Genomic DNA, 25220 nt, shown 5'->3' on the forward strand with positions numbered 1-25220 from the left:
GCTACTGACGGGTAGGGGGAGGTCCGGTGGCAGGTTCGTTGGATGTGGTGGGGTCGCCCGGAACGTCGCGGCCGCCCGGGACCGGGCTCGCCCCGGGACTGCGGGACATGACGGTGGCGCTCATCGAAGGCACCGTCACGTCAAGGGAGTTGACCGAGGGGTGTCTGGCCCGGATCGCCGCCGCGCAGCCCTCGCTCAACGCCTTCCGGATCGTGCGCGCCGAAGCGGCGCTCGCCGAGGCGGAGGCCGCGGACCGGCGCCTCGCCCGGGGGGAGCGGCTGCCGCTGCTGGGCGTTCCGGTGGCGGTCAAGGACGACATGGACGTGGCGGGCGAACCGACCGCCTTCGGCTGCGCCGGGGACTTCCCCGCGCAGCGCGCCGACAGCGAGGCCGTCCGGCGGCTGCGCGCGGCGGGGGCGGTGATCGTCGGCAAGACGCAGACGCCGGAGCTGGGCCAGTGGCCGTTCACCGAGGGCCACGCCTTCGGCGCGACGCGCAACCCGTGGAACCCGCTCCACACGCCCGGCGGCTCCTCGGGCGGCTCCGCGGCGGCCGTGGCCGCGGGCCTGGTGCCCGCCGCGCTCGGTTCGGACGGGGCGGGTTCGGTACGGATCCCGGCGGCCTGGACCCATTTGGTGGGGGTGAAGCCCCAGCGCGGGCGGATCTCCACCTGGCCCGCGCCCGAGTCCTTCCACGGGCTCACCGTCAACGGCGTGCTGGCCCGTACGGTCGCGGACGCCGCGCTGCTGTTGGACGCGGCGAGCGGCTCCGATCCGGGCGATCTGCACCGGCCCGCGCGCATCCCCGCGGCGCAGGCCGCACTGCGGGCGCCGGGGCGGCTGCGGATCGCCCTGTCCTACGGGACGGCCTTCACCGCGACGCCCAAGTCACTTGACCCGGTGGTGCGTTCGGCGGTGGAGCGGCTGGCCGGACGGCTGGAGGAGCTGGGCCACGAGGTGGTCCCCGAGGACCCCCGCTACGGCCTCATCGGGTTGACGTTCGTGCCCCGCGCGACGGTGGGCGTACGGGAGCTGGCGGCCCGGGTGCCCGATCCCGCGCTGCTGGATCCGCGTACGCACGAGGCGGTGCGCACGGGGCGGCTGCTGGGCGGGCCCGTGCTGCGGTTCTCCCGGTGGGCCGAGGTGGCGCTGCGCCGCCGGGTCGGGGAGATCTTCGGCCGCTTCGACGTGGTGCTGACGCCGACCACCGCCGCTCCCCCGCTGCGGATCGGCGCCCTGGCCGGCATGGGGGCCATGGCCACGGACCGGGCGATGATCGCCGCCTGCCCGTACGCCTGGACGTGGAACGTGCTGGGCTGGCCCGGGGTGAGCGTCCCGGCGGGCTTCACCCCGGACGGGCTGCCGATCGGGGCCCAGTTGCTGGGTCCGGCGGACGCGGAACCGCGGTTGCTCTCCCTGGCCGCGCAGTTGGAGGCGGCGGAGGACTGGTCGGCGCACTGGCCGACCCTCTGAGCCGGGTCCGGGACCCGGGCGCCCTCCCCGGGTCGGGCCGTCGCCCGTTGGGGGGACGGGGAGGGCGACTCCGCCTCGCCCGGGTGCGGTGGGGCCCCGCCCCGCGTCCCGGTGACCGGGCGGATCCGGTCGGGCACGGACCGGGTACGGTGCGGGGCGCGCGCCCGGGCGGGCCGCCGGGGCCAGTAATCTCGCCCGAATGACGGCACTTTCGCATCACGGCAACAGTCACGTCGAGCAGCCCGGGCGGGACGGGGTCACCGCCACCACGGAGGCGGATCCGCGCGCAACGGGGCCGGTGCGCACCGAGTACGCGCCCGACCGGGACGGGGATCCGGACCCGGGGGAGATCGTGTGGACCTGGGTTCCCTACGAGGAGAACGACGGCCGGGGCAAGGACCGCCCCGTCCTGGTCGTCGCCCGGGAGGCGGGCGGGCGGACCCTGCTCGCCGTCCAGCTGTCCAGCAAGCGGCACGACGCCGACCGGGAGTGGGTGCCGATCGGCTCGGGGCCCTGGGACTCCGCGGGGCGCGATTCCTGGGTGGACCTGGACCGGGTGCTGCGGGTGCACGAGTCGGGGATGCGGCGCGAGGCGTGCGCGCTGGACCGGGGCCGGTTCGAGCTGGTCGTGGAGCGGCTGCGGGAGCGCTACGGCTGGCAGTGACGGCACCCCTCGCGCACGGGGGTCGGTGGCGGGCCCGGGGGACGCGGGGCGCTCGGGGCCGTGGCGGGCCCGGGAGACGCGCGTCCCCCGGGCCCGCGCCTCCCGGGTCAGTGCGTCGGCGGCGTCGCGAAGGCGCGGGCGAAGGCTTCGCGGGGCGCGGGGTCCCGGTCGAGCACTCCGAACACGACGTGCTCGAACGTCCCGGCGAAGCGTCCGGCGAGCAGGGCCCGGAAGGCCTCCGCGACCTGGGCCGGGTCGTTCCGGAAGACCCCGCAGCCCCAGGCGCCGAGGACCAGGCCCCGGTATCCGTGCAGCGCGGCGACCTCCAGGACCAGCTCCGCCCGCCGGGCGAGCGCGGCCGGGATCTCGGCGGCGCGTTCCGGTTCCTGTCGGCGGATCGTGCCGGCGTTGGGGGCCGGGGAGGTGAGGAAGCCCGCCCGGAAGGGCGTCTCCAGCAGGCCGCCCCGGTCGTCGCGGAACACGGGGACACCGGGCGAGTGAATCACCCGGTCGGTGTAGAAGGTGCTCTCGGCCGCGCGGTGGACCTCGTAGTACTCCGGCGCCTCCAACAGGGTCTCGTGGAGCGCCGAGGCGCGGCACAGTGCTTCCTCCTGCGCCTTGGCCCCGCGTACGTAGCCGCCCCCGGGATTGCGGGCCGAGGCGAAGTTCAGGACCGCCACCGGGGCGACTCGCGCGCCCCCGGTGGCGAGGCGGCGGGCGGCGACCGTACTGCTCTCCCCCGTGACCTCGATGACGGTGCGGGCTCCCCCACCGACGGGTCCTTCGTCTGGAATGACCCGGTTTGGGCCGTATATCGTGGTTCCTGCTTTGGCTTCCGCCACGGCGGCGGCGAGGGAAACCTGCCGCCCGGACCGCGTCCGGTACGCACCGGCCGCCACGATCAGCGCGTTCTCCCGCGCGATCTCGCGCAATCTACTGCTCACGCCGCAAGCTTCGGGCGCCGCCCGGGGCAAAGCAAAGGAATTTGTGTCCCGAGGACGGGTAGGCACGGGTGACATCAAGGCCGACGACAGGAGACGAGGAAACGGTGATGCCGGAAATCCCGCCCGATCCGTTCGCCCAGGACTTCGACCACGCCCCCCTCACCGAGGCCACCGCCGAGGAGCTGGTGCACGGCATATGTTTCAAGACCGGCCCGCCCCGCCTCATCGGCGCCGAGCTGGAATGGCTCGTGCTGGACGCCGAACGGCCGTGGCTGCCGGTGCCGCCCGACCGACTGGCCGCCGCCCACGAGGCCGCACACGCCCTGTCCCTCCACTCGCGGGTCACGGTCGAGCCCGGCGGGCAGCTGGAACTCAGCTCGGAGCCCGCCGCCTCCCTCACCGACTGCGTGGACGACCTCCAGGAAGACCTCACCGCCGTACGCGCCGCCCTGGACGCCTCGGGGCTGGTCCTGCGGGGCCTCGGTCAGGACCCGCGCCGCCCCCTGCGGCGGCTGCTGCACAGCCCGCGCTACGACGCGATGGAAACCTACTTCGACCGCACCGGCCCGGCCGGCCGCGCCATGATGTGCTCCTCCGCCTCCGTCCAGGTCTGCGTGGACGCCGGCCACGAGGAGCCCGGACCTCTCGGGTACGGCCGCCGCTGGCGGCTGGCCCACCTGCTGGGCGCGGTACTGGTCGCCGCCTTCGCCAACTCTCCCGCGCGCGAGGGCCCGTACCGGGGCTGGCGGTGCGCCCGGCAGGGCATCTGGCACGACATCGACACCCGGCGCTCCCTGGCCCCGCCCCTGGACGCCGAGCCCCGGGCCGGTTGGACCCGGCACGCCCTGGACACCGGGGTGATGTGCGTACGGTCCGCGGACGACGGGCCGTGGCAGGTGCCCGGCGCGCTGACCTTCCGGGACTGGCTGCGCGGCGACGTCCCCACCGACGCACGCCGCGGCAGTGGTCCCGGCGGGTTGCGACCGCCGACCGCGCAGGACCTGGAGTACCACCTCAGCACCCTCTTCCCGCCGGTCCGGCCGCGCGGCCACCTGGAGCTGAGGATGATCGACGCGCAGCCCGGCGACGACGGCTGGTTGGTGCCGGCGGCCGTCGTGCACGCGCTCTTCGACGACCCGGAGGCGGCCGAGACGGCGTACCGGGTGGCCAAGTCGCTGGCCGACGCCTACGGCGGCCGGGCCGCCCCGCGCAACCCCCTGTGGCGGACCGCCGCCCGTGAGGGGCTCGCCGACCCCGACCTGCGGTGGGCCGCCTCCGCGTGCTTCCTGGCGGCCCGCGAGGCGCTGCCGCGCCTCGGCGCGAGCACCCACGTGCGCGACACGGTCGGGGCCTTCACCGAACGCTACGTCCTGCGCGGCCGCTGCCCGGCCGACGAGGCCGAGGAGGACGACCTGTGGCAGCCCGCCGGGAAGGGACACCGCACATGAGCATCGACAGCCCGCACCGGAGCGCCGACCCCGAGGCCCTGCGCGAGCGCGCCGTGGCCGCCCTGACCGCCGCGCGGTCGCGTACCGCCGCGCTGACCGACCCCGTGGACGACCGGGACCTGACCGCCCAGCACTCGCCCCTGATGTCGCCGCTCGTGTGGGACCTGGCGCACATCGGGAACATGGAGGAACTCTGGCTGCTGCGCAACGCGGCCGGGCGCGAGTCCCTGCGTCCGGAGATCGACCCGCTGTACGACGCCTTCGAGCACCCCCGCTCCGAACGACCGAAACTGCCGCTGCTCGGTCCGGACGAGGCCCGCCGGTACGCGGCCGAGGTGCGCGGGCGCGTCTTCGACCTGCTGGAGCACGTCCCCTTCGAGGGCACCGGGCTGCTGGCCGACGGATACGTCTTCGGGATGATCGCCCAGCACGAACAGCAGCACGACGAGACCATGTTGATCACCCATCAACTCAGAGCGGGCGCCCCGGTGCTGACCGCCCCGGAGCCGGACGCCCCGCACGGCCCGCCCCCGGTCGCGGCCGAAGTCCTCGTACCGGCGGGCCCGTTCACCATGGGGACCTCCACCGAGCCCTGGTCGCTGGACAACGAACGCCCCGCGCACGTCCGCGACGCGTCGGCCTTCCTGATCGACACGGCGCCGGTGACCAACGCCGCGTACCAGGCCTTCATCGCGGACGGCGGCTACCGGGAGTCCCGCTGGTGGGCCCCCGAGGGCTGGGAGCAGATCCGCTCGCACGACATCGGGGCCCCGCTGTTCTGGCGGCGGGAGGGGGAGCAGTGGCTGCGCCGCCGGTTCGGGGTGACCGAGCCCGTTCCCGGCGACGAACCGGTTCTGCACGTCAGCTGGTACGAGGCGGACGCCTACGCCCGCTGGGCGGGGCGCCGACTGCCCACCGAGGCCGAGTGGGAGAAGGCCGCCCGGCACGACCCGGCCACCGGGCGGTCCCGCCGCTATCCGTGGGGGGACGCGGATCCGACGCCCGCACACGCCAACCTGGGCCAGCGCCACCTCCGCCCGGCCCCGGCCGGCTCCTACCCGGCCGGTGAATCCCCGCTCGGGGTGCGCCAGTTGATCGGCGACGTGTGGGAGTGGACCTCCTCGGACTTCCTGCCGTACCCGGGCTTCAGCGCCTTCCCCTACCGGGAGTACTCGGAGGTGTTCTTCGGCCCCGAGCACAAGGTGCTGCGCGGAGGATCCTTCGCCGTCGACGCGGTCGCCTGCCGGGGCACCTTCCGCAACTGGGACCTGCCGGTGCGCCGACAGATCTTCTCCGGCTTCCGGACCGCGAGGGACGTCTGATGTGCCGCCATCTCGCCTATCTGGGGCCGGAGGTGCCCCTGGGGCGGATACTCGACGAGCCGGAGCACTCCCTCGTACGGCAGTCGTGGGAGCCGCGTCGGCAGCGGTACGGCACGGTCAACGCCGACGGGTTCGGCGTCGGCTGGTACGCGCCGGGCGATCCCGTGCCGGCGCGCTACCGACGGGCCGGGCCCGTCTGGGGCGACCTGACCTTCGCCGACCTGACCCGCGTCGTGCGCAGCGGCGCGGTGCTGGCCGCCGTCCGCGACGCGACGCTCGCGGGTGCGGACGGGGAGGCCGCGGCGGCCCCGTTCGCCTCGGGTCCCTGGCTGTTCAGTCACAACGGCGCCGTCCGGGACCATCCGGACTCCGTGGCCGCGTTGGCCGCGGGGCTGCCGCCCCGGGAACTGCTCCAGCTGGCCGCGCGCACCGACTCGGCGCTGCTGTGGGCGCTGGTCCTGCACCGGCTGCGGCAGGGCGACGACCCGGGCACGGCCCTCGCAGAGGCGGTCCGTGAGGTGTCCTGCGCGGCGCCGGGCTCCCGACTGAACCTGCTGCTGACCGACGGTACGACCATCGCGGCGACGGCCTGGGGCGACTCCCTCTGGTACCTGTCCGATCCGCCGGGCGGCCGCACCGTCGTGGCGTCCGAGCCGTACGACGACGATCCCCGGTGGTGCGAAGTGCCCGACCGGACCCTGCTGACCGCCACCCGCACGAGGGTCGCCCTGACCCCACTCAAGGAGACCACCCCGTGAGCGACTTCCAGTTGACCCGGACCCTCGACGAGCACGCCGCCGAGTCGGCGCTGCGCACCGACGTCCAGCGGGGGCTGACCGCCTCCCCCAAGGAACTGCCGCCCAAGTGGTTCTACGACGCCCGGGGCAGTGAGCTGTTCGAGGAGATCACCCGCCTGCCCGAGTACTACCCGACGCGCGCGGAGCGGGAGATCCTGCTGGAGCGGGCCCAGGAGATCGCCTCGGCCAGCGGGGCGCGCACGCTGGTGGAGCTGGGTTCCGGTTCCTCCGAGAAGACCCGGCACCTGATCGAGGCGATGCCCGCGCTGGAGACGTACGTACCGGTGGACGTGAGCGAGAGCGCGCTGATCGGGGCGGCCGATTCCCTGATGGCGGAACACCCTGGGCTGCGGGTGCACGCGCTGCTGGCGGACTTCACGCGGCCCCTGCGGCTGCCGCGGGCGCAGGGCCCGCGGCTGGTGGTGTTCCTCGGGGGGACGATCGGGAACCTGCGGCCTGCGGAGCGCGCCGGTTTCCTGGCGTCCGTACGGGCGATGCTGTCGCCCGGGGACGCGCTGCTGATGGGGACGGACCTGGTGAAGGACGAGGCCACGCTGGTCGCGGCCTACGACGACGCCCGGGGGGTGACCGCGGAGTTCAACAAGAACGTCCTGGCCGTGATCGACCGGGAGCTGGGCGCGGACTTCCACACCGCCGACTTCGCGCACGTGGCGGTGTGGAACCGGGAGCAGGAGTGGATCGAGATGCGGCTGCGCGCCCGGTCGGCGGTGACGGTGAAGATCCGGGCCCTGGACCTGGTGGTGCCGTTCGAGGAGGGCGAGGAGATCCTGACGGAGGTGTCGGCGAAGTTCCGTCAGGAGGGGCTGCGCAAGGAACTCTCCGCGGCCGGGCTTGAGTTGACACAGTGGTGGACGGACGCGGAGGGACGGTTCGCACTGTCCCTGTCGGTGGCGGACGGCATCGCGGGCTGATCCGTCCCGTGGGGCGGGCGGCCGGGTGAGCGGTGGGACGGCCGCGGCTGTACGGGGATCCCGGGCAGCCGCGGCCGCACCGGCCCGGCGCCCGCCGACGCGGTTGGGCCCTGCGGGAGCGGCACCGGGGCCGGCCGCCGCGCCTCCGCGCCCCGCAGGGCCGGTGCGTGGCGGAGGACGGGCTCGCGCGTCGGCCGTTCCGCCTCCGCGAGCACGGCCCGACGGGCGGCGGCCGCGAGGTCCCGGCGGTCGGCGTACCGGCCCGGCGGGATCCGCGGCAGCAGCCACACCTCGGCCCGCACCCCGCGGGCCCGAACGATCCGCCACAGGGAGGCGGTCAGCGGGTCGTCCCCGACGAACGCGGGAGCCCCGGCGAGCGCCCCGTCCGGCAGCCGGTACCCGATCCGTACGGGCTGTACGGGAACCCGCGCGTCCAGCGCCGACTGGAAGGCGGCCCGCCGGAACGGGCCCTGGGCGCGGCCGCACCAGGTGGACCCCTCGGGGAAGACGGTGACCCGGGCCCCGCCCAGCAGGACCCGGGTGAGGGTGTCGACGGTGGCGGGCAGGGCCCGGATCCGGTCGCGTTCGATGAACAGGGTGCCGCCCCGGGCGGCGAGCCCGCCGATCACCGGCCAGCCGCGGATGTCGCTCTTGGCGAGCATCCGGCAGGGCAGGACGGCGGCGACGAGCGGGATGTCGAGCCAGGAGATGTGGTTGGCGACGATCAGACGGCCCCCGTCCGGCCCGGGGGCCCCGTGCACGGTGATCCGTACGCCCAGGGACCGGAGCAGGAGCGTCGCCCAGGCCCGGACCAGGGCGTGTCGGGAGGCGGCGGGCAGCAGTCGTACCGGCGGGGCGGTCAGGACGGCGAGCAGCATCAGGGCGAGGGCGGCGGCCAGCCGCAGGACCGCGCGCGGCACGCCCGCGACCGGCCCGGTGTGGGCGGCGCAGGCGGCGGGGGTGCAGGGCCCGGTGGGCAGCCAGGCGCTCATGCGCCCGGGGCGAGCGAGAGGAAGTGGTTCAGGTAGCGCGGGTTGGTCCGGCGCAGGGAGAGCAGGACGTACAGGTCGGCGCAGCCGAAGTTGGTGTCGAGGGCCGGCTCGCCGCAGACCCAGGCGCCGAGGCGGAGGTAGCCGCGGAGCAGCGGCGGCAGTTCCATCCGGCCGGGGGCGGTGATGCCGTCGGGGGTCCACGGCAGGTGCGGGGTGACGCGGTACTCCTCGGGGGCGAGGTTGCGTGCGAGGACGGTCTCCCGGGTCGCGGCGGCCAGCACCCCGCCGTCGGCGAGCGGGACCGAGCAGCAGCCGGCGAGCCAGTTGTGGCCGGCGCGGTCCATGTAGCGGGCGAGGCCGGCCCAGACGAGGGCGATGACGGCGCCGTTGCGGTGGTCGGGGTGGACGCAGGAGCGGCCGACCTCGACCAGGTCGGGGCGGATCGGGGCGAGGGCCGAGAGGTCGAACTCGCCTTCGGAGTAGAGGCGACCCGCTACGGCGGCGCGTTCGGGGGGCAGCATCCGGTAGGTGCCGACGACCTCCTCGGTCTCCTCGTCGAGGACGAGGAGGTGGTCGCAGTAGGCGTCGAAGGCGTCGGAGTCCAGGCCCGGCTCGGGCCCGTCCAGGCGGGCACCGAGCTCCCCCGCGAAGACGAGGTGGCGCAGCCGCTGGGCGGCGCGGACCTCGTCCTCGTCGCGGGCGAGGCGAACGGTGTAGCGGGGGGCGCCGACGGTGGGTGCGAGGGGGGACGGGGACAGGGGGGCGATGGTCATGGCTGCTCCTGATCCGGGCACGGGGTGCCGGGCCGCAGGGGGCGGACCCGGCTCCTCTACTTCTTCCGTGACCGGCTGGATTCGACATGACCGCTCAGCGGCCCCCGGATGTGCGGACGCTGAACTCGGCGCACTCGGCGCACTCGGCGCACCCGGCGCTCAGCTGCGACGCCCGGCGGTGCTCAGCCGGGCGCCCAGCGCCCGGCGCGCCCGGCGTGCTCAGCGGTCGGAGCTGAGCACCTGACTGATCGTGTCGGAGGCGACCTTGGCCGCCTCCTTGGGGTCCTGGCCGCCCAGCACGGCCGTCATGTACGGCTTGATCGGGTTCTTGGCCTCGATCTCGGCCCACCGGGCCGACTTGGGGGTGGCCCTGCCCTGGGCGGCGCCCGGAGCCATGTTGGCGGCGCCGTCGTTGCCCTCGACGACGTGCGCGAGGGTGGTCTTGTTCGGTACGTAGCTCATGCTGCGGGCGAGTTCGGTCTGCCACTTCTCGCTGACCAGGGCGGTGATCAGGTCCACGGCGCGGGCGCGGTTCCCCGTCCGCTCGGGGATGATCAGGTCGGAGCCGCCGGTGAAGACCGCGCCGGCCTTCTCGGAGGTCTTGCCGGGTATCGGGAAGAAGCCGAGCTTGCCCTTGAGCGCCGGGTTGGCGGCTTCGATCTGGGCGGCCTGGCCGGGCGGCCCGATGATCTGGGCGACCTGACCGCGGGCGAAGACGTCGGCCTGGGGGGGCGTCTCCTCGTCCGCGTCCTTGGGGCCGTCGCCGAGCGCTTGGAGCTGCTTGTAGAAGTCCATCCCGGCGAGGGCCTTGTCGTCGTCGAGGGCGCCGACCCACTGGCCGCTGGTCTCGACGGCGAGCTCGCCGCCCTCGTCCCAGATGAACCCGGCGAGGACGTACCAGTTCTGACCGGCGAGGTAGATGCCCTGCTGGTCGCCCTTGTCGAGCTTCTGGGTGGCCGAGATCCACTCCTGACGGTTCTTGGGGGTGGCCTTGACCCCGGCGTTCGCGAAGAGGTCCTTGTTGTAGATCACCACCCGGTTCGCGGCGTACCAGGGGACCCCGTACTGGGCGCCGTTGACGCTGCCCGGGTCGGAGAGGCCCTTGAGCCAGTCCTTGCTGCCCCATTCGCGCAGGCCTTCCAGGGTCAGCTCGGAGAGGCCGCCGGTCTCGACGTACTGGGCGACCTGGGTGTTGCCGACCTCGATGACGTCGGCGCTCTCCTTGCCCTTGCCGGCGAGCACGGCGTTCACCTTGTCGCCGATCCCGGTCCATTCCTGGATCTTCACCTCCAGGTCGATGCCCGGATGGCCCTTCTCGAAGTCGGCGGTGAAGTTGGCGATGAAGTCCTCCGAGGCGCTGCCCTTCATCAGCCAGAGGGTCACCTTCTCGGACCCTTCGGCCGATCCGCCCACCAGGCTGCATCCGGTCAGGGCGGTCGCGGCCGCGAGGGCGGTGCACACGGCAAGGAAGCGCATCTTCAAGGGGTCACCTTCTGGAGATTGATCTCAGATGGCTTGAAATTGGCATAGACCAATGGGTGGGTCAAGAGCCTTTCGCCCGGGATTGTTCACGCAAAGTTCGCGGACCAGCACTTACTGGGGCACCTTGGAACAAGGCAACACGACGACTGGTGGGAGAACCCATGTCCAACCACACGTACCGGGTGACCGAGATCGTCGGCACCTCCACCGAGGGCATCGATCAGGCCATCCGGAACGGCGTTTCGCGCGCGGGCCGCACCCTGCGCAACCTCGACTGGTTCGAGGTCACGCAGATGCGCGGACACATCGAGAACGGCGAGGTGGCGCACTACCAGGTCGGCCTGAAGGTCGGCTTCCGCCTCGACGAGGAGGAGTGAGCCCCGCGCACCGGTCACGGCGGACGCGCGGACCCGTTCAGGTACGGCCCTCGCCCTCCTGCGCGGCCTTCAGCTCCGGCGCGTCCGCCGCCCAGTTCGCGAGGACGACCCGGAAGCCCGCCGCGCGCGCCGCCTGACAGACCAGCTCGTCGTCGTCGACCAGCATGCGCACCTCACGGCCGCGCGCGATCCGCTTGAGCACCTCCAGCTTGGTCACCCGGGCCGGGCGACGGTCCTGGTTCCCGCGCATCCACAACCGGCCCTCGGGCAGCCCGTGCCGGGCGAGCCAGGCGACGGTGTCGGCCCGGCAGCGCTCCGGGCGGCCGGTCAGGTACACCACCTCGCAGTCGGTCGCGCTCTCCACGGCCAGCGAAACCCCCCGCGCGAGCGGCGGATCGGCCTGGGCCGCGCCGAAGAACCCGTTCCAGTTCCGGGGCCGGCCCTCCAGGAAGTGCTGCCGGTGCGCGGTGTCGGCAAGGGTGTTGTCGAGGTCGAAGACGGCAAGCGGGCGGTGGGACGCGTTCTCGGTCATGGCCGCAGCCTAAGCCGCCCCTCCGACACGACGGACGCCCTCGTCGGTGGCGGCGGCCGGGCGATCCCGGGGCCGGGGAATCCTGGCCGTCGCACGGTGTTGAGACCTGTGTGATCCGAAGAATCTCGATACTCGACCGGTCCCGCACCCGCGAGGGGCACCCCGCCCCCGAGGCCCTGCGCGACACCGTGGAGCTGGCCCGCGCGGCGGAGCGGCTCGGCTACCACCGGTTCTGGGTGTCCGAGCACCACAGCGTGCCCGGGGTGGCCGGCTCCGCGCCGACCGTCCTGGCGGCCGCCGTGGCCGCCTCGACCCGTCGCATCCGGGTCGGCACCGGCGGGGTCATGCTGCCCAACCACCAGCCGATGGTGGTCGCCGAGCAGTTCGGGGTCCTGGAGGCCCTCTTCCCGGGCCGGATCGACATGGGCCTCGGCCGTTCCGTCGGCTTCACCAACGGGATCCGTCGGGCCCTGGGCCGCGACACCGCCGACGCCGACCGCTTCGAGGAGCAGCTGGCCGAGCTGCTGGGCTGGATCGACGGCACCCAGCGGGCCCACCCCGAGGTGCACGCCCGGCCGGCCGAGGGGCTGCGGATCCCGCCCTTCGTGCTGGCCACCGGTGAGGGCGCCGGCATCGCGGCCCGGGCCGGGCTGCCGATGGTGGCGGGCGACCTGCGCGGCCGTGACCGGCTCGTGGAGACCGTCGAGCGCTACCGCGCGGAGTTCCGGCCGTCCGCCCTCGCCGACGAGCCGTACGTCGTGGTCTCCGGGACGGTCGCGGTCGCGGCCACCGAGGAGGCCGCGCGGCGGATCCTGCTCCCGGAGGCGTGGGCCGTGGCCCACTCGCGCACCCGCGGCAGCTTCCCTCCGCTGCGGCCCGCCGAGGAGGTGGAGGCGCTGGAGATGACCCCGAAGGAGCGGGAGCTGTACGAGGGCGCCCTGGCCGGGCACATCGCCGGGACGGAGGAGCAGGTCGCCGCCGAGCTGGCCCGGGTCGCCGAGACCACCGGCGCCGACGAGCTGCTGGTCACGACCTCCACCCACGACCGGACCGCCCTGCTGGACTCCTTCGGGAGGCTGGCCCGGATCGCGGGCCTCTAAACTGGGGCGAATGCACCACTCCCCCGATCCCGACACCCGTACGACGCCGGACGCCCCCGACCCCTGCGTGCGGGTGCGGGGCGCCCGCGAGCACAACCTGCGCGGGGTCGACGTGGACATCCCGCGCGACACCCTGACCGTCTTCACCGGCGTCTCGGGCTCCGGGAAGAGCTCACTGGCCTTCGGCACCCTGTACGCGGAGGCGCAGCGCCGGTACTTCGAGTCCGTGGCCCCGTACGCGAGACGGCTGATCCACCAGATCGGCGCCCCGAAGGTGGACTCCGTGACCGGGCTGCCGCCCGCCGTCTCGCTGGAGCAGCGGCGTTCCTCTCCCGGCTCGCGTTCCTCGGTGGGGACGGTGACCCTGCTGTCGAACTCCCTGCGGATGCTGTACTCGCGGGCCGGCACCTATCCGCCGGGCGCGGAGCGACTCGACTCCGACTCCTTCTCCCCCAACACCGCCGCCGGGGCCTGTCCTTCCTGCCACGGGCTCGGCCGGATCCACCGCACCAGCGCGGAACTCCTCGTACCCGATGACCGCCTGTCGATCCGTCAGGGGGCCGTCGCCGCGTGGCCCGGGGCGTGGCAGGGCAAGAACCTGCGGGACATCCTGGACGCGCTCGGGTACGACGTGGACGCGCCCTGGCGGGAGCTGTCGGCGGAGGACCGCGAGTGGATCCTGTTCACCGAGGAACAGCCGGTGGTCACGGTGCACCCGGTGCGGGACGCCGATCGGATCCAACGCCCGTACCAGGGAACGTACATGAGCGCGCACCGCTATGTGATGCGGACCTTCTCCGACACGAAGAGCGCCACCCTGCGGGCCCGCGCCGAGAAGTTCCTCACCGATGCGCCGTGCCCGGTGTGCGCGGGCCGGCGACTGCGGCCCGAGGCCCTGGCGGTGACCTTCGCGGGCCGTACGATCGCGGAACTGGCCGCGCTGGCGCTGACCGAGCTGGACGGCGTACTGGCCGGCGCCGACCTGCGGGACGAGGCGGCCCGGGTGCTCGCCGAGGACCTGCGCTCCCGCATCGGGCCCATCACCGAACTCGGCCTCGGTTACCTGAGCCTGGACCGGACGGCGCCCTCGATGTCGGCGGGCGAGCTCCAACGACTGCGGCTCGCGACCCAACTGCGGTCGGGACTGTTCGGGGTGGTGTACGTGCTGGACGAGCCGTCGGCGGGGCTGCACCCGGCCGACACCGAGGCGCTGCTCACCGTGCTGGACCGGCTCAAGGCCGCCGGGAACACCGTCTTCGTCGTGGAGCACAGCCTCGACGTGGTGCGGCACGCGGACTGGCTGGTGGACGTCGGCCCGCTCGCCGGTGAACACGGCGGGCAGGTGCTGTACAGCGGCCCGCCGCGGGAACTGGCCGGCGTGGCCGGATCGGCGACGGCACGGCACCTGTTCGCGGACCGGGAGGCCGCCGGGGCCCGGCCGGTGCGCGCGGCGACCGGGACCGTGCGGCTGACGGGTGTCGACCGGCACAACCTCCGCGGTGTGGACGCGGAGTTCCCGCTCGGCGTCCTCACCGCGGTGACGGGGGTGTCCGGTTCGGGGAAGTCCACGCTGGTCGGCCGGGCGCTGGCCGAGCACGTGGCCGGGCGGCTGACGGATCCGGACTTCCCGGTCCGGCGGCTGGTGGAGGTGGACCAGAAGCCGATCGGACGCACGCCGCGGTCCAACCTGGCCACGTACACCGGCCTGTTCGACGTGGTGCGCAAGCTGTTCACCGCCGCTCCCGTGGCGCGGGCGCGGGGCTGGAAGGCGGGGCGGTTCTCCTTCAACGTGGCGGGCGGTCGTTGCGAGAACTGCCAGGGCGAGGGCTTCGTATCGGTGGAGCTGCTGTTCCTTCCCAGCACGTACGCCCCGTGCCCGGAGTGCGCCGGCGCGCGCTACAACTCCGAGACCCTGGAAGTCCGTCACGACGGTCTGAACATCGCCGAGGTGCTGGGCCTGACGGTGGAGTCGGCGGGCGTCTTCTTCGCGGAGGTGCCGGCCGCGGCGCGCGCCCTGCGCGCCCTGGAGGACATCGGGCTGGGATACCTGCGGCTGGGACAGCCCGCGACGGAACTGTCGGGCGGGGAGGCGCAGCGCATCAAACTGGCCACGGAACTCCAGCGGCTGCGCCGCGACCACACGCTCTACCTGTTGGACGAGCCGACGACGGGACTGCATCCGGCCGATGTGCGGGTGCTGTTGCGGCAGTTGCACGGGCTCGTGGACGCCGGGCACTCGGTCGTGGTCGTGGAACACGACATGGAGGTGGTGGCGGGCTCCGACTGGGTCGTCGACCTGGGACCCGGCGGTGGTACGGAGGGCGGCCGGATCGTCGCCGCGGGCACCCCGTCGGAGGTGGCCGACTGCCCCGCCGGTCGGACGGCCCCCTACCTGGCCCGCGCCCTGGGCCGATAGGCCGTCCCTCTCGGATCCTGTCGGCTCGCGCCGCCCGGGATCCGAAGGGGACGACCCGGGGCGCGCCCTACACGTCGCCCGGCAGCAGGTGCTGCGGGTGCTCGCGGAAGGACCAGGCGCCGCGGCTGCGGGTGAACGCCCAGACCAGGTCGTAGCGGTCGGGCCAGGTCGCGGGGACACCGATGACGTGCTGCGCGCCGAGGGCGCGGATCAGGGCGGGCAGTCCGGTGTGCTCCCAGCAGATGAGCACCGGCATCGGGGCGGCCAGCGCCGCCCGCGCCAGTTGCTCTTCCGCGCCGAGCGCGAACGGGGAACGTACGGGTGTCCTCAGGGCGGCGGCCAGCGGTTCCAGGGTCTGCCGGCAGCGGGCGGGCGCGGTCGCCGGACCGCCCGTCGCGAACAGGGCGGCGGGGCGGGGCAGGGAGGCCCTGCGGGCAGGTGCGAAGAGGCGGGGCAGTTCCTCGGCGCGGCGCCGGCCGCGGACCGCGAGGAAGCCGGGGTCCTCGTTGCCCTCGTCGTCCTCACCGGTGTCCCCGGCGTACGGCTTCTCCGCGTGCCGGATCACCATCACGAGGGCGTCCTTCGCGGAGGTGGGCGGGCCGGGAGCCGGCGGGACCGGTTCCTCCCGCCCTGAGCAACCGGCCACCGCGAGGGGGGCCAGGGCGGCGGCCAGTACGGTGCGGCGGCGCGGGCCGGACCCGGCGGGGGCTTCTGGCATGGGGCCACTGTCGCCGACCTGCCCGGCCCGGCCGCGGCGCGGCGCGACGTACGGCCCGTACGAGCGCCCGGTCGGGCGATCGACTCGGCCGATCGGCCCAGAACGGGGGTCCGGACGCTCGTACGGGGGCGGGAGGGAGGCGGCGGGGCCCGGCGGGGCCCGGACCGGCCTGGCTCGGCTCGGCCCGGACCGACTCGGCCCGGACCGGTGGCAGGAGGCGCGGTCAGGTCTTGCGGACCGCGCGGAGCCACTCCTTGTTCATCGCGGCGATCGACGGCAGCGGGATGCCCTTGGGGCAGGCCGTGGCGCACTCGCCGGTCAGGGTGCACCCGCCGAACCCCTCGTCGTCCATCCGGGCCACCATGTCCAGCACCCGGGTCTCGCGCTCGGGCGAGCCCTGCGGGAGCACGTTGAGGTGGTTGACCTTGGCGGAGGTGAACAGCATCGCCGACCCGTTGGGGCAGGCCGCCACGCAGGCTCCGCAGCCGATGCACTCGGCGTGCTCGAAGGCGAAGTCGGCGTCGGGCTTGGGCACGGCGGTGGCGTGCGCCTCGGGGGCCGAACCCGTCGGCGCGGTGACGTACCCGCCGGCCTGGATGATCCGGTCGAAGGCGCTGCGGTCGACGACGAGGTCCTTGACCACGGGGAAGGCGGAGGCCCGCCACGGCTCGACGTCGATGGTGTCGCCGTCGGCGAAGGACCGCATGTGGAGCTGGCAGGTGGTGGTGCGCTCCGGGCCGTGGGCGTCGCCGTTGATGACGAGGCTGCACGCGCCGCAGATGCCCTCGCGGCAGTCGTGGTCGAAGGCGACCGGGTCCTCGCCGCGCAGGATGAGTTCCTCGTTGAGGGTGTCGAGCATCTCCAGGAAGGACATGTCCTTCGAGATGCCGTCGACCTCGTAGGAGGCCATGGCGCCGGGGGCGCCGGCGTTGCGCTGGCGCCAGACGCGCAAGGTGAGCTTCATGCGTAGCTCCGCTGTGTGGGGTGGACGTACTCGAAGACGAGGTCTTCCTTGTGCAGGACGGGTGCGGCTCCGGTGCCCCGGTACTCCCAGGCGGCCGCGTAGCCGAACTCCTCGTCGCGGCGCGCCGCTTCACCGTCCGGGGTCTGGGACTCGACGCGGAAGTGACCGCCGCAGGACTCGGCGCGGTGGAGGGCGTCGAGGCACATCAGCTCGGCGAGCTCCAGGTAGTCGACGACCCGGTTGGCCTTCTCCAGCGACTGGTTGAACTCCTCGCCGCTGCCGGGGACCTTGATGCGTCGCCAGAACTCCTCCCGGATCTCGGGGATCCGGGCGAGGGCCTTGCGCAGTCCCTCCTCGGTGCGCGCCATCCCGCAGTACTCCCACATGAGTTCACCGATCTCGCGGTGGAAGGAGTCGGGAGTGCGGTCCCCGTCGACGGCGAGCAGCTTGGCGAGGCAGTCACGGGTCTCGCGGACCGCGGCGGCGGCCTCCGGATGGGCGTCGTCGACCTCGTCGTGGTGGGGGTGACGGGCCAGGTAGTCGTTGATGGTGGACGGCAGCACGAAGTAGCCGTCACCGAGGCCCTGCATGAGGGCGGAGGCGCCGAGGCGGTTGGCGCCGTGGTCGGAGAAGTTGGCCTCGCCGATCGCGAACAGGCCCGGGACGGTCGTCTGGAGGTCGTAGTCGACCCACAGGCCTCCCATCGTGTAGTGGACCGCCGGGTAGATCCGCATGGGGACCTCGTACGGGTCCTCCGCCGTGATCCGCTCGTACATCTCGAAGAGGTTGCCGTACTTCTCCGCCACCTTGTCCTTGCCCATGCGGCGGATGGCGTCGGCGAAGTCCAGGTAGACGCCCTGGCCGCCCGGTCCGACGCCACGGCCCTCGTCGCAGACGTTCTTCGCGGCGCGGGAGGCGATGTCGCGGGGGACGAGGTTGCCGAAGGAGGGGTAGATCCGCTCCAGGTAGTAGTCGCGCTCCGCCTCGGGGATCTCGGCGGCCGGACGGGTGTCGCCGTGGGCCTTGGGGACCCAGATCCGGCCGTCGTTGCGCAGGGACTCGCTCATCAGCGTGAGCTTCGACTGGTGATCGCCGGTGCGCGGGATGCAGGTGGGGTGGATCTGGGTGAAGCAGGGGTTGGCGAAGTGGGCGCCGCGCCGGTGCGCCCGCCAGATGGCCGTCGCATTGGAGTTCATGGCGTTGGTGGACAGGTAGAAGACGTTGCCGTAGCCGCCGCTCGCCAGGACCACCGCGTCCGCGTAGTGCGTGGAGACCTTCCCGGTGATCAGGTCGCGGGCCACGATGCCGCGGGCGACGCCGTCCACGGTGATCAGGTCCAGCATCTCGGTGCGGGCGTGCATCTCCACGTTGCCCGCGGCGATCTGCCGGGACAGGGCCTGGTAGGCGCCGAGCAGCAGTTGCTGGCCGGTCTGGCCGCGGGCGTAGAAGGTGCGGGACACCTGGACGCCGCCGAAGGAGCGGGTGTCGAGGAGGCCACCGTACTCGCGGGCGAAGGGAACGCCCTGCGCCACGCACTGGTCGATGATCTCGACGGAGATCTGCGCGAGGCGGTGCACGTTGGACTCGCGGGCCCGGAAGTCGCCGCCCTTGACGGTGTCGTAGAAGAGGCGGTGTACGGAGTCGCCGTCGTTGCGGTAGTTCTTCGCGGCGTTGATCCCGCCCTGCGCGGCGATGGAGTGCGCGCGGCGCGGGGAGTCGGAGAAGCAGAACTGGACGACGTGGTAACCCTGCTCGGCGAGGGTCGCGCCGGCCGCGCCGCCGGCCAGTCCGGTGCCGACGACGATGATCCGGTGCTTGCGCCGGTTCGCCGGGTTGACCAGCTTGGCCTCGAAGCGGCGCCGGTCCCAGCGCTCGGCGATGGGACCCTCGGGGGCCTTGGCGTCGGCGATCGGCTCACCGGTGGTGTAGTCCGCGTACGACGTGTGGGGGTCGTCGGAGCCGTGGTGGTCGTGGTGGGCGTGGGGGTCGTGGGGCCCGGTCTGCGCGGGGGTCTCGTGTGCGCTCATGGTCAGCTCACCACTCCGGTCATGACGGCGACGGGGACGGACACGAAGCCCGCGAAGAGGACGAGGGCCAGGCCGTTGGCCAGGAACTTCAGGGTCCGGTCGCGCCGGGCGTTGCCGGCGCCGAGGGTCTGGGCGGCGCTCCAGAAGCCGTGGCGGACGTGCAGTCCGAGCGCGGCCATCGCGACGAGGTAGATCGTGTTGCCGTACCAGGTGGAGAAGGTGGCGAGCACGTTCTCGTACGGGTGGCCGGCCCAGGCACGCTCGTTGACCGTGAGCGTGGTCAGGTCGAGGAGGTGCCAGACGATGAAGAGGGCCAGGATCACGCCGCCCCAGCGCATGGTGCGGGTGGCGTAGCTCGCCCTGCGCCGCTTGTGGGCGTACTTCACCGGGCGCGCCTTGATGTCGCGTCGGCTGAGCTGGTAGGCGCAGACGGCGTGGGCGACGACCGCGGCGACGAGCACGACGCGGACGATCCACAGGGCCCACTCGTGGTGCAGGAAGGGGGACCCGAGGGTGCGCAGCCAGTGGGCGTACCCGTTGAACTCGTCCGCCCCGAAGAAGATCTTGAGGTTGCCGAGCATGTGCACGACGAGGTAGCCGAGCATGATCAGGCCCGATGCCGCCATCACGGACTTCTTGCCGACGGTGGAGTCCCAGAGCGTGCGCGTGATGGACGGCCGTCGATCCGTCCGCGTTGCCAGAGCCATGACGTCGACGGTAAGGACTTAAGTCCTGAAAGGTCCAAGACATGGTGGAGCTGATCGCGATAGGCAATGCCTATGGACGGGGCTAGTCTGGCGGCATGCAGTTCCAGCAGCTCGTGTACTTCGTGGCCGTCGCCGAGACCCGGCACTTCACCCGGGCCGCCGAACGGGAGCACGTCGCCCAGCCCTCCCTGTCGCAGCAGATCAAGGCCTTGGAACGAGAGCTGGGGGCCGAGCTCTTCAGCCGGGTACGGGGCAACATCGCCCTCACCGACGCGGGTGAGGCGCTGCTCCCACTGGCGCGCCGGATCCTGGCCGACGCGGACACGGCACGGCTGGAGGTGCAGGAGCTCGCGCAGCTGCGACGCGGACGGGTCCGCCTGGGGGCCACCCCGAGCGTGTGCACGGGCATGCTGCCGGCCGTGTTGCGCGCCTTCCACACCGCGCACCCCGGCATCGAGCTGCTGATCGAGGAGAGCGGCTCCCTGGACCTCGTACGAGAACTCGCGCGCGGGCTGCTGGACCTGGCCCTGATCACCCTGCCCCTGCCGCCGTCGGCGCCCGCCCTGACCACCGTGGAGCTGCTCACCGAGGACCTGCTGGTGGTCTCCTCGGCGGAGCTCCCTCCCCCGGCGGGCGGGGGCGAGCTGACCATCGCCGACCTGCGCGACGAGCCGATGGTGATGTTCCGCCACGGCTACGACCTGCGGGACCTCACCGTGGGGGCCTGCCGGGCGGCGGGCTTCGAACCGACGTTCACCGTGGAGGGCGGCGAGATGGACGCGATCCTCGGCTTCGTCCGTGCCGGGCTCGGTGTCGCGGTGGTCCCGGCCATGGTCGTCGAACACGGCGGCCCGGGCCTGCGCGCCACCCGCCTCGCCGGCTCCCCCTTGCGCCGCACGATCGCACTGGCCCACCGCACGGACGTAGCACCCCCACGCGCGGCCCGCGAACTGAAACGCCTCCTCCTCCCCTGACCCGACCCCGCGCCACCACCCTTCGACTTCCCGACGGCGGGGCTGCCGGACCGTTTCCTTCGGATCACCCGGTCCGCGGACGGGGCGTGTCGCCGAGTGACGCCCGGTGGGCGCGAATCGCACGCTGCCACCGCACCGAAGACCGAAGCCGGTTCGAGGCCCGAAGGAGACGACCTAGGGGGTGTTTTGGAAGTAGCGCCGGGCGCCCGGAGGGCGTGGCCCGCGGCGTCCGGTGCCGTGCCCCGCAAGGCGGAGGGTCGCCCGCGTACTGGACGTACTCGGGCGATCCCGACAACGCGGCGAGGTGCGGTGCCAGACGCCGCGGGCCAGGCGGGACTTCTAAAACACGCCCTAGGCCGGCCGTATCGGCAAGGCGGTGTCGAGGCCGTCGGCCAACATGGTGAAGGCCCGCTCGGCGTCGGCCACCGCGTCCGGGTACAGCTCGTCGGCGCTCCGGCCGGCGGCGATCCGGCTCCAGTTCTCCCGGCCCAGTTCCTGGCGCACCGCCACCAGGTTCATGGCCGCCAGCCGTGCCGTGAGCGGCGCCACGGACTCCGCCTCCAGAGCCTCGGCGAGGAGCTCCACCTCCCGGGCCGTGTATTGGGTGAGCCGGGACTTCAGGCCGGCGGTGGAGTAGAGGAGCCCCTGGAAGGCGAGGACGTTCGGGTGGTCGCAGAGCCCGGTGATCGGGTCCCGCTCGGCGAGCGCGGCCACGAAGTGGTCGCGGATCGCCCCGACCGGGCTCCGGCCGGCGGGCCGTTCGCGCACGACCCGCGCCGCCTCGTCCTGATGGTCGGCGAACCGGTCGAGGACGAGGTCCTCCTTGCTGGGGAAGTACCGGAAGAGGGTGGGCTTGGAGACCTCCGCCGCGGCGGCGACATCGGCCACCGACACGGCATCGAAGCCCCGTTCCAGGAAGAGTTCCAGCGCCGTGGCCGCCAGCTGGCGGCGCGTGCGCAGCTTCTTGCTCTCGCGCAGACCCGTCGTGTTTTCCATGCCCACACGGTACCACCGGATGATTACCAAGTCACTTTCGTTACCGGGTTGCTTTTTCTTCGTCGACGCGCTTTCCTGGAACCCGGCGACAACGAGAGGACCACCGATGACCGACGTACTGATCGTGGGCTCCGGCCCCACCGGGCTCACCCTGGCCTGCGGGCTGGCCCTCAACGGCGTTGAGGTGCGCGTCGTGGACCAGCGCCCCGGCCCGCACCGCGAGTCCCGGGGCAAGACGCTGAACACGAACAGCCTGGACGTCCTGCAACCGCTGGGGGTGGCCGCGCGGATGACGGCCATCGGCAACGCGAACCTGGTGTTCCGCAAGTACTTCGACGGAACCCACATCAGCGACACCCCCTTCACCGACGCCCTGTTCATGGGCCAGTGGCAGATCGAGGAGGTGTTGCGCGAGCGGCTCGCGGAGCTCGGCGTGCAGGTCGAGTACGGGACCCGGATCACCGAGATCCATCAGGACGCGGACGAGGTGACGGCGCGGCCGGAGGTCGGCCCGGCCATCCGCAGCCGGTACCTCGCCAGCTGCGACGGCGGCCGGAGCACGACGCGCAAACTGCTCGGCATCCCCTTCGAGGGAAGTACCGAGGAGGAGGCGTTGATGGTCCTCGGGGACGTGAGCGCACCGGGTCTCAGCCGCGACCACTGGCACCAGTGGTTCACCTCGGACGGCGGTGCCATGCTGCTCTGCCCGATACCGGGCACCGACTCCTTCCAGCTCCAGGCCTCGCGCGAGCGGGACGCCCACGGGGAGCCGATACCGCCGTCCCTCGAAAGCTTCCAGCGACTGTTCGACCGTCACACCGGGATGCCGGGCATCGAACTGGCCGACCCCACCTGGATGTCGGCATGGACCGTCAACGTCCGCATGGCCGCCCGGCTGCGGGAGGGGCGGGCCTTCCTCGCCGGGGACGCGGGCCACGTCCATCCCATCGCCGGCGGGCTGGGCATGAACACCGGGATCCAGGACGCGGCCGCCCTGGGCCGGGCGCTGACCTCGGCCTTGGACACTCCTCCCGGACCCGGCCGGGAGGAGGCCCTCGACCGGTACGAGGCGGAACGGCTGCCCGCGGCCGCCGAACTGCTGGCCGACACGACGGAACGACTGGAGCGGGTGCTCACGGCCGTGCGCGAGCCGGGCCGGGGAACGGAGGCGGGTCTGAGCTGATCGACCACGGCGACAGCCGTCCTCGCCGCCCATCCGGCGGCCGCACTCGGCTCCCGCTCGGCTCCTCGACTCCTCGGACCTTCGGCTCCTCGGCTCCTCGGCTCCTCGGCTCCTCGGGGCAAGGTCCGTCCAAAGGAGCCGCCCCGCCCGGAGTCGGGGCCGATCAGCCGGGGGTGGGTACCGCGTCGGAGAGGGACAGGGTGTGGATGCGGTCCGGGGAGCCGGGGCGGGCGTAGTACCAGCCCTGGGCCGTGTCGCAGCCGAGGTCGCGGAGCTGGGCGGCCTGGACCCCGGTCTCCACTCCCTCGACCGTCACGGCGAGTTCGAGGCTGTGGGCCAGCGCGACGATGCCCTCCACGATCTTGACGTCGACGGGGTTGGCCGGCTGCTGCTGCATCCCCTGCGTGAAGGAGCGGTCGAGCTTCAGGACGCTGACGGGCAGGCGGCGCAGGTTCGCGAGGTTCGAGTAGCCGGTGCCGAAGTCGTCGAGGGCGATGTCCACGCCCAGCTCGGCGAGCCGCCGCAACGGTTCGAGGAGCTCGTCGTCGGCCCCTATCAACGCCGACTCGGTGACCTCCAGGCACAGGGCGCCCGGAGCCAGGCCCGAGGCCTCAAGCACCCGGACCGTGTCGGCGACCAGGCCGGGGTGGTGGAGCTGGGTCGGGGAGAGGTTGACGTTGACGCGCAGACCGGAGCCGCCGTTCTGAAGCTGCCAGCTGCGGGCCTGGCGGACGGACTCCTCCAGGACCCAACGGCCGAGCGGCACGATCAGGCCGGTCCGTTCCGCGAGCGGGATGAACCGGTCGGGGCCGAGGACCCCGTACTGCGGGTGCGACCAGCGCACCAGCGCCTCCGCACCGCGCACGCTGCTGTCGTGCATGTGCACCAGTGGCTGGTACTCGATGAAGAACTCACCGCGTTCCAGTGCGGCGGGGAGCGCGTTGGTCAGGCCGTGCCGGGTGATGGCGCGCGCGTCGGCCGCCGCGTCGGCGAACTCGAAGCGGTTCCCGCCCGCCGCCTTGGCCCGGTACATGGTGATGTCGGCGCTGCGCAGCACCTCTGCGGCGGTCCGCTGCCCGGCCCGACCCTCGACGATGCCGATGCTGCCCCGCACGGTCAGCTCCCGGCCCTCCAGCCGGATCGGCGTCGACAGGGCGGACAGGATCCGGACCGCCAGGTCCGTCACCTTCTCCTCGCTGTCGGCGGCGGGGCCGGTGGTGAGGGCCACGAACTCGTCGCCGCCCAGGCGGGCCACCACCTCGCCCGGTCCCGTCGCACAGCTCTGCAGCCGGTCGGCGACCTCCACCAGGAGCCGGTCGCCCGCCGAGTGGCCCAAGCTGTCGTTGACCGCCTTGAATCCGTCGAGGTCGAGGTAGCACAGGCCGAAGCGGTTTCCTCCGCCCCCGCTCAGGGCCTTCTCCAGCCGTTCGAAGAACAGGGTCCGGTTGGGCAGTCCGGTCAACGCGTCATGGGTGGCCTCGTAGCGCAGCCGCAGGTTCAGCAGCCGGCGTTCGGTGGTGTCCTCCATCAGGGCCAGCTGGTACTGCGGGGTGCCGTCGGTGTCCCGCAGCAGGGACACCGTCAGGTTGGTCCACAGGACGGTGCCGTCGTGCCGGTAGTACGGCTTCTCCACCCGGTAGTGCTCCCGCTCCCCCCGCACCAGCTCCCCGTACATGCGCCACACGTGCGGGGTGTCGTCGGGGTGCCCCCATTCGCTGACGTTGCGGCCCCGGACGTGCCCCTCCAGGCCGCCGAACATCTGCAGCAGGGTGTCGTTGACCTCAAGGACGTTGCCCTCCAGGTCGGCGATGCCGATTCCGATGGCGGCCCCCTCGAAGACCGCCCGGAACCGTTCCTCGCTGGCGTGGAGGGCCTGCTGGGCGTCGCTGCGGGCCGTGAGCGCGGAGCGGGCGATGGCCTCCTGCTCCTTGAGGGTCCGTTCGCGCAGCGCGCGGGCGAACCCGGCAGCGATGCCGTGCTGGAGGCGGGCGCAACGGGAGCGGTACTCCTCGGTGCCTTCCGTCCCGGAGCCGTCGGGCCCGCAGTAGAGCACGAGGTACGACTCGACCACCCCGAGGGTGCCGGCCAGGGCTTCGGGGTCCGTGCAGTGCACGGCGACGAGTTCGGAGCCCACCCGCTGGGCGACGGCGGCGTCGAAGGGCCGGGCGTGCAGGGCCTCGGTGAGGGTGCGGGTGAGCGGGACGAGGTGCTGTTCGAACTCAGGCCGGGTCAGGGAAGTGGCCGTGACGGGGAAGATCGCCCGCCCCCAGATGGTCGCGAAGCGCGCGATCCGGTCCTCCAGCCCGCTGCGCAGCTCACGCAGCTGCTCCCGCCCCGGGCCGGGGCCGGTGGGCTTCGCGGAGGTGCCGGCCGGGTCCGGGGTCGTCCCGAAGGCGACGG

22 protein-coding genes are annotated in these 25220 nt (G+C 73.2%); 11 read left to right on the top strand and 11 right to left on the bottom strand.

Annotated elements, in window-relative coordinates:
* Positions 1-47 precede the first annotated feature (47 nt).
* Positions 48-1472: an amidase gene (locus tag ACFVS6_RS09280; RefSeq protein WP_389702492.1), complete on the top strand. Its 1425-nt coding sequence runs from the start codon at positions 48-50 to the stop codon at positions 1470-1472.
* A 199-nt stretch (positions 1473-1671) separates the two neighbouring features.
* A complete protein-coding gene (locus ACFVS6_RS09285) occupies positions 1672-2136 on the top strand; it encodes a type II toxin-antitoxin system PemK/MazF family toxin (protein WP_389702114.1) in 465 nt (154 codons plus the stop codon).
* 107 nt (positions 2137-2243) lie between these two features.
* Here the strand turns inward: ACFVS6_RS09285 and ACFVS6_RS09290 are convergent, their stop codons facing one another.
* Positions 2244-3080 carry a TIGR02452 family protein gene (locus tag ACFVS6_RS09290; RefSeq protein ID WP_389702116.1) on the bottom strand — a complete coding sequence of 279 codons (837 nt, stop codon included), beginning with the start codon at positions 3078-3080 and terminating at the stop codon, positions 2244-2246.
* Between the two features lie 107 nt (positions 3081-3187).
* Between ACFVS6_RS09290 and egtA the strand changes: the two genes are divergently transcribed.
* The 4 genes from egtA to egtD are packed head-to-tail and all read left to right on the top strand — an operon-like array spanning position 3188 to position 7579.
* A complete protein-coding gene (gene egtA / locus ACFVS6_RS09295; protein ID WP_389702117.1) occupies positions 3188-4528 on the top strand; it encodes an ergothioneine biosynthesis glutamate--cysteine ligase EgtA in 1341 nt (446 codons plus the stop codon).
* Positions 4525-5850 carry an ergothioneine biosynthesis protein EgtB gene (gene egtB, locus ACFVS6_RS09300; RefSeq protein WP_389702119.1) on the top strand — a complete coding sequence of 442 codons (1326 nt, stop codon included), beginning with the start codon at positions 4525-4527 and terminating at the stop codon, positions 5848-5850. Before egtA ends, egtB begins: the two co-directional genes overlap by 4 nt.
* Entirely contained in the window at positions 5850-6608 is a 759-nt protein-coding gene (egtC, locus tag ACFVS6_RS09305; RefSeq protein ID WP_389702121.1) for an ergothioneine biosynthesis protein EgtC, read from the top strand. Before egtB ends, egtC begins: the two co-directional genes overlap by 1 nt.
* Entirely contained in the window at positions 6605-7579 is a 975-nt protein-coding gene (gene egtD, locus ACFVS6_RS09310; protein WP_389702123.1) for an L-histidine N(alpha)-methyltransferase, read from the top strand. The genes egtC and egtD overlap by 4 nt, the downstream gene beginning before the upstream one ends.
* Here the strand turns inward: egtD and ACFVS6_RS09315 are convergent.
* From ACFVS6_RS09315 to ACFVS6_RS09325, 3 genes are all read right to left on the bottom strand, one after another.
* Positions 7462-8571 carry a 1-acyl-sn-glycerol-3-phosphate acyltransferase gene (locus ACFVS6_RS09315; protein WP_389702125.1) on the bottom strand — a complete coding sequence of 370 codons (1110 nt, stop codon included), beginning with the start codon at positions 8569-8571 and terminating at the stop codon, positions 7462-7464. The two genes, egtD and ACFVS6_RS09315, sit on opposite strands and share 118 nt — an antisense overlap.
* Complete coding sequence (locus tag ACFVS6_RS09320; protein ID WP_389702127.1) at positions 8568-9344, bottom strand: GNAT family N-acetyltransferase; 777 nt, start codon at positions 9342-9344, stop codon at positions 8568-8570. The genes ACFVS6_RS09315 and ACFVS6_RS09320 overlap by 4 nt, the downstream gene beginning before the upstream one ends.
* Positions 9345-9563: 219 nt before the next feature.
* Positions 9564-10826, bottom strand: a complete 1263-nt coding sequence (locus ACFVS6_RS09325; RefSeq protein WP_389702129.1) for an extracellular solute-binding protein — start codon at positions 10824-10826, stop codon at positions 9564-9566.
* A 161-nt stretch (positions 10827-10987) separates the two neighbouring features.
* Here ACFVS6_RS09325 and ACFVS6_RS09330 point away from each other — a divergent pair, with 161 nt between their 5' ends.
* On the top strand, positions 10988-11203 hold the full coding sequence (locus tag ACFVS6_RS09330; RefSeq protein WP_389702131.1) for a dodecin: 216 nt from the start codon (positions 10988-10990) through the stop codon (positions 11201-11203).
* A 37-nt stretch (positions 11204-11240) separates the two neighbouring features.
* Here ACFVS6_RS09330 and ACFVS6_RS09335 read toward each other — a convergent pair whose 3' ends face one another.
* Positions 11241-11735 carry a hypothetical protein gene (locus ACFVS6_RS09335; RefSeq protein WP_389702132.1) on the bottom strand — a complete coding sequence of 165 codons (495 nt, stop codon included), beginning with the start codon at positions 11733-11735 and terminating at the stop codon, positions 11241-11243.
* Between the two features lie 110 nt (positions 11736-11845).
* Here ACFVS6_RS09335 and ACFVS6_RS09340 point away from each other — a divergent pair, with 110 nt between their 5' ends.
* Positions 11846-12835, top strand: coding sequence for an LLM class flavin-dependent oxidoreductase (locus ACFVS6_RS09340; RefSeq protein ID WP_389702134.1), 990 nt, complete (start codon positions 11846-11848; stop codon positions 12833-12835).
* Between the two features lie 10 nt (positions 12836-12845).
* Positions 12846-15251 carry an ABC transporter gene (locus ACFVS6_RS09345; protein ID WP_389702136.1) on the top strand — a complete coding sequence of 802 codons (2406 nt, stop codon included), beginning with the start codon at positions 12846-12848 and terminating at the stop codon, positions 15249-15251.
* A 67-nt stretch (positions 15252-15318) separates the two neighbouring features.
* Here ACFVS6_RS09345 and ACFVS6_RS09350 read toward each other — a convergent pair whose 3' ends face one another.
* The 4 genes from ACFVS6_RS09350 to ACFVS6_RS09365 form a co-directional block, all read right to left on the bottom strand.
* Entirely contained in the window at positions 15319-15969 is a 651-nt protein-coding gene (locus ACFVS6_RS09350; protein ID WP_389702138.1) for a hypothetical protein, read from the bottom strand.
* A 223-nt stretch (positions 15970-16192) separates the two neighbouring features.
* Positions 16193-16933 carry a succinate dehydrogenase/fumarate reductase iron-sulfur subunit gene (locus tag ACFVS6_RS09355; RefSeq protein ID WP_389702140.1) on the bottom strand — a complete coding sequence of 247 codons (741 nt, stop codon included), beginning with the start codon at positions 16931-16933 and terminating at the stop codon, positions 16193-16195.
* Positions 16930-18960 (bottom strand): fumarate reductase/succinate dehydrogenase flavoprotein subunit, encoded by a 2031-nt coding sequence (locus ACFVS6_RS09360; protein ID WP_389702142.1) that lies wholly within the window; start codon positions 18958-18960, stop codon positions 16930-16932. The genes ACFVS6_RS09355 and ACFVS6_RS09360 overlap by 4 nt, the downstream gene beginning before the upstream one ends.
* Before the next feature lie 2 nt (positions 18961-18962).
* Positions 18963-19667, bottom strand: a complete 705-nt coding sequence (locus tag ACFVS6_RS09365) for a succinate dehydrogenase (protein WP_389702144.1) — start codon at positions 19665-19667, stop codon at positions 18963-18965.
* Positions 19668-19762: 95 nt separating this feature from the next.
* Here ACFVS6_RS09365 and ACFVS6_RS09370 point away from each other — a divergent pair, with 95 nt between their 5' ends.
* The gene (locus ACFVS6_RS09370; RefSeq protein ID WP_389702146.1) at positions 19763-20641 is read left to right on the top strand and encodes a LysR family transcriptional regulator; all 879 of its coding nucleotides are present in this window, start codon (positions 19763-19765) and stop codon (positions 20639-20641) included.
* A 351-nt stretch (positions 20642-20992) separates the two neighbouring features.
* Here ACFVS6_RS09370 and ACFVS6_RS09375 read toward each other — a convergent pair whose 3' ends face one another.
* The gene (locus ACFVS6_RS09375; protein ID WP_389702148.1) at positions 20993-21637 is read right to left on the bottom strand and encodes a TetR/AcrR family transcriptional regulator; all 645 of its coding nucleotides are present in this window, start codon (positions 21635-21637) and stop codon (positions 20993-20995) included.
* A gap of 106 nt (positions 21638-21743) precedes the next feature.
* Between ACFVS6_RS09375 and ACFVS6_RS09380 the strand changes: the two genes are divergently transcribed.
* The gene (locus ACFVS6_RS09380; protein WP_389702150.1) at positions 21744-22820 is read left to right on the top strand and encodes an FAD-dependent monooxygenase; all 1077 of its coding nucleotides are present in this window, start codon (positions 21744-21746) and stop codon (positions 22818-22820) included.
* Positions 22821-22983: 163 nt separating this feature from the next.
* Here ACFVS6_RS09380 and ACFVS6_RS09385 read toward each other — a convergent pair whose 3' ends face one another.
* A complete protein-coding gene (locus tag ACFVS6_RS09385) occupies positions 22984-25143 on the bottom strand; it encodes a putative bifunctional diguanylate cyclase/phosphodiesterase (protein ID WP_389702493.1) in 2160 nt (719 codons plus the stop codon).
* Positions 25144-25220: the final 77 nt, after the last annotated feature.

Source organism: Streptomyces sp. NPDC057939, from assembly GCF_042887545.1.
Classification (GTDB): Bacteria; Actinomycetota; Actinomycetes; order Streptomycetales; family Streptomycetaceae; genus Streptomyces.

Bases quoted from the DNA above. Each gene is read 5' to 3' on its own strand.
- ACFVS6_RS09285 (WP_389702114.1), top strand. From the start codon at position 1,672: ATGACGGCACTTTCGCATCACGGCAACAGTCACGTCGAGCAGCCCGGG.
- egtA (WP_389702117.1), top strand. From the start codon at position 3,188: ATGCCGGAAATCCCGCCCGATCCGTTCGCCCAGGACTTCGACCACGCC.
- egtB (WP_389702119.1), top strand. From the start codon at position 4,525: ATGAGCATCGACAGCCCGCACCGGAGCGCCGACCCCGAGGCCCTGCGC.
- egtC (WP_389702121.1), top strand. From the start codon at position 5,850: ATGTGCCGCCATCTCGCCTATCTGGGGCCGGAGGTGCCCCTGGGGCGG.
- ACFVS6_RS09315 (WP_389702125.1), bottom strand. From the start codon at position 8,571: ATGAGCGCCTGGCTGCCCACCGGGCCCTGCACCCCCGCCGCCTGCGCC.
- ACFVS6_RS09320 (WP_389702127.1), bottom strand. From the start codon at position 9,344: ATGACCATCGCCCCCCTGTCCCCGTCCCCCCTCGCACCCACCGTCGGC.
- ACFVS6_RS09330 (WP_389702131.1), top strand. From the start codon at position 10,988: ATGTCCAACCACACGTACCGGGTGACCGAGATCGTCGGCACCTCCACC.
- ACFVS6_RS09335 (WP_389702132.1), bottom strand. From the start codon at position 11,735: ATGACCGAGAACGCGTCCCACCGCCCGCTTGCCGTCTTCGACCTCGAC.
- ACFVS6_RS09345 (WP_389702136.1), top strand. From the start codon at position 12,846: ATGCACCACTCCCCCGATCCCGACACCCGTACGACGCCGGACGCCCCC.
- ACFVS6_RS09350 (WP_389702138.1), bottom strand. From the start codon at position 15,969: ATGCCAGAAGCCCCCGCCGGGTCCGGCCCGCGCCGCCGCACCGTACTG.
- ACFVS6_RS09355 (WP_389702140.1), bottom strand. From the start codon at position 16,933: ATGAAGCTCACCTTGCGCGTCTGGCGCCAGCGCAACGCCGGCGCCCCC.
- ACFVS6_RS09360 (WP_389702142.1), bottom strand. From the start codon at position 18,960: ATGAGCGCACACGAGACCCCCGCGCAGACCGGGCCCCACGACCCCCAC.
- ACFVS6_RS09365 (WP_389702144.1), bottom strand. From the start codon at position 19,667: ATGGCTCTGGCAACGCGGACGGATCGACGGCCGTCCATCACGCGCACG.
- ACFVS6_RS09370 (WP_389702146.1), top strand. From the start codon at position 19,763: ATGCAGTTCCAGCAGCTCGTGTACTTCGTGGCCGTCGCCGAGACCCGG.
- ACFVS6_RS09375 (WP_389702148.1), bottom strand. From the start codon at position 21,637: ATGGAAAACACGACGGGTCTGCGCGAGAGCAAGAAGCTGCGCACGCGC.
- ACFVS6_RS09380 (WP_389702150.1), top strand. From the start codon at position 21,744: ATGACCGACGTACTGATCGTGGGCTCCGGCCCCACCGGGCTCACCCTG.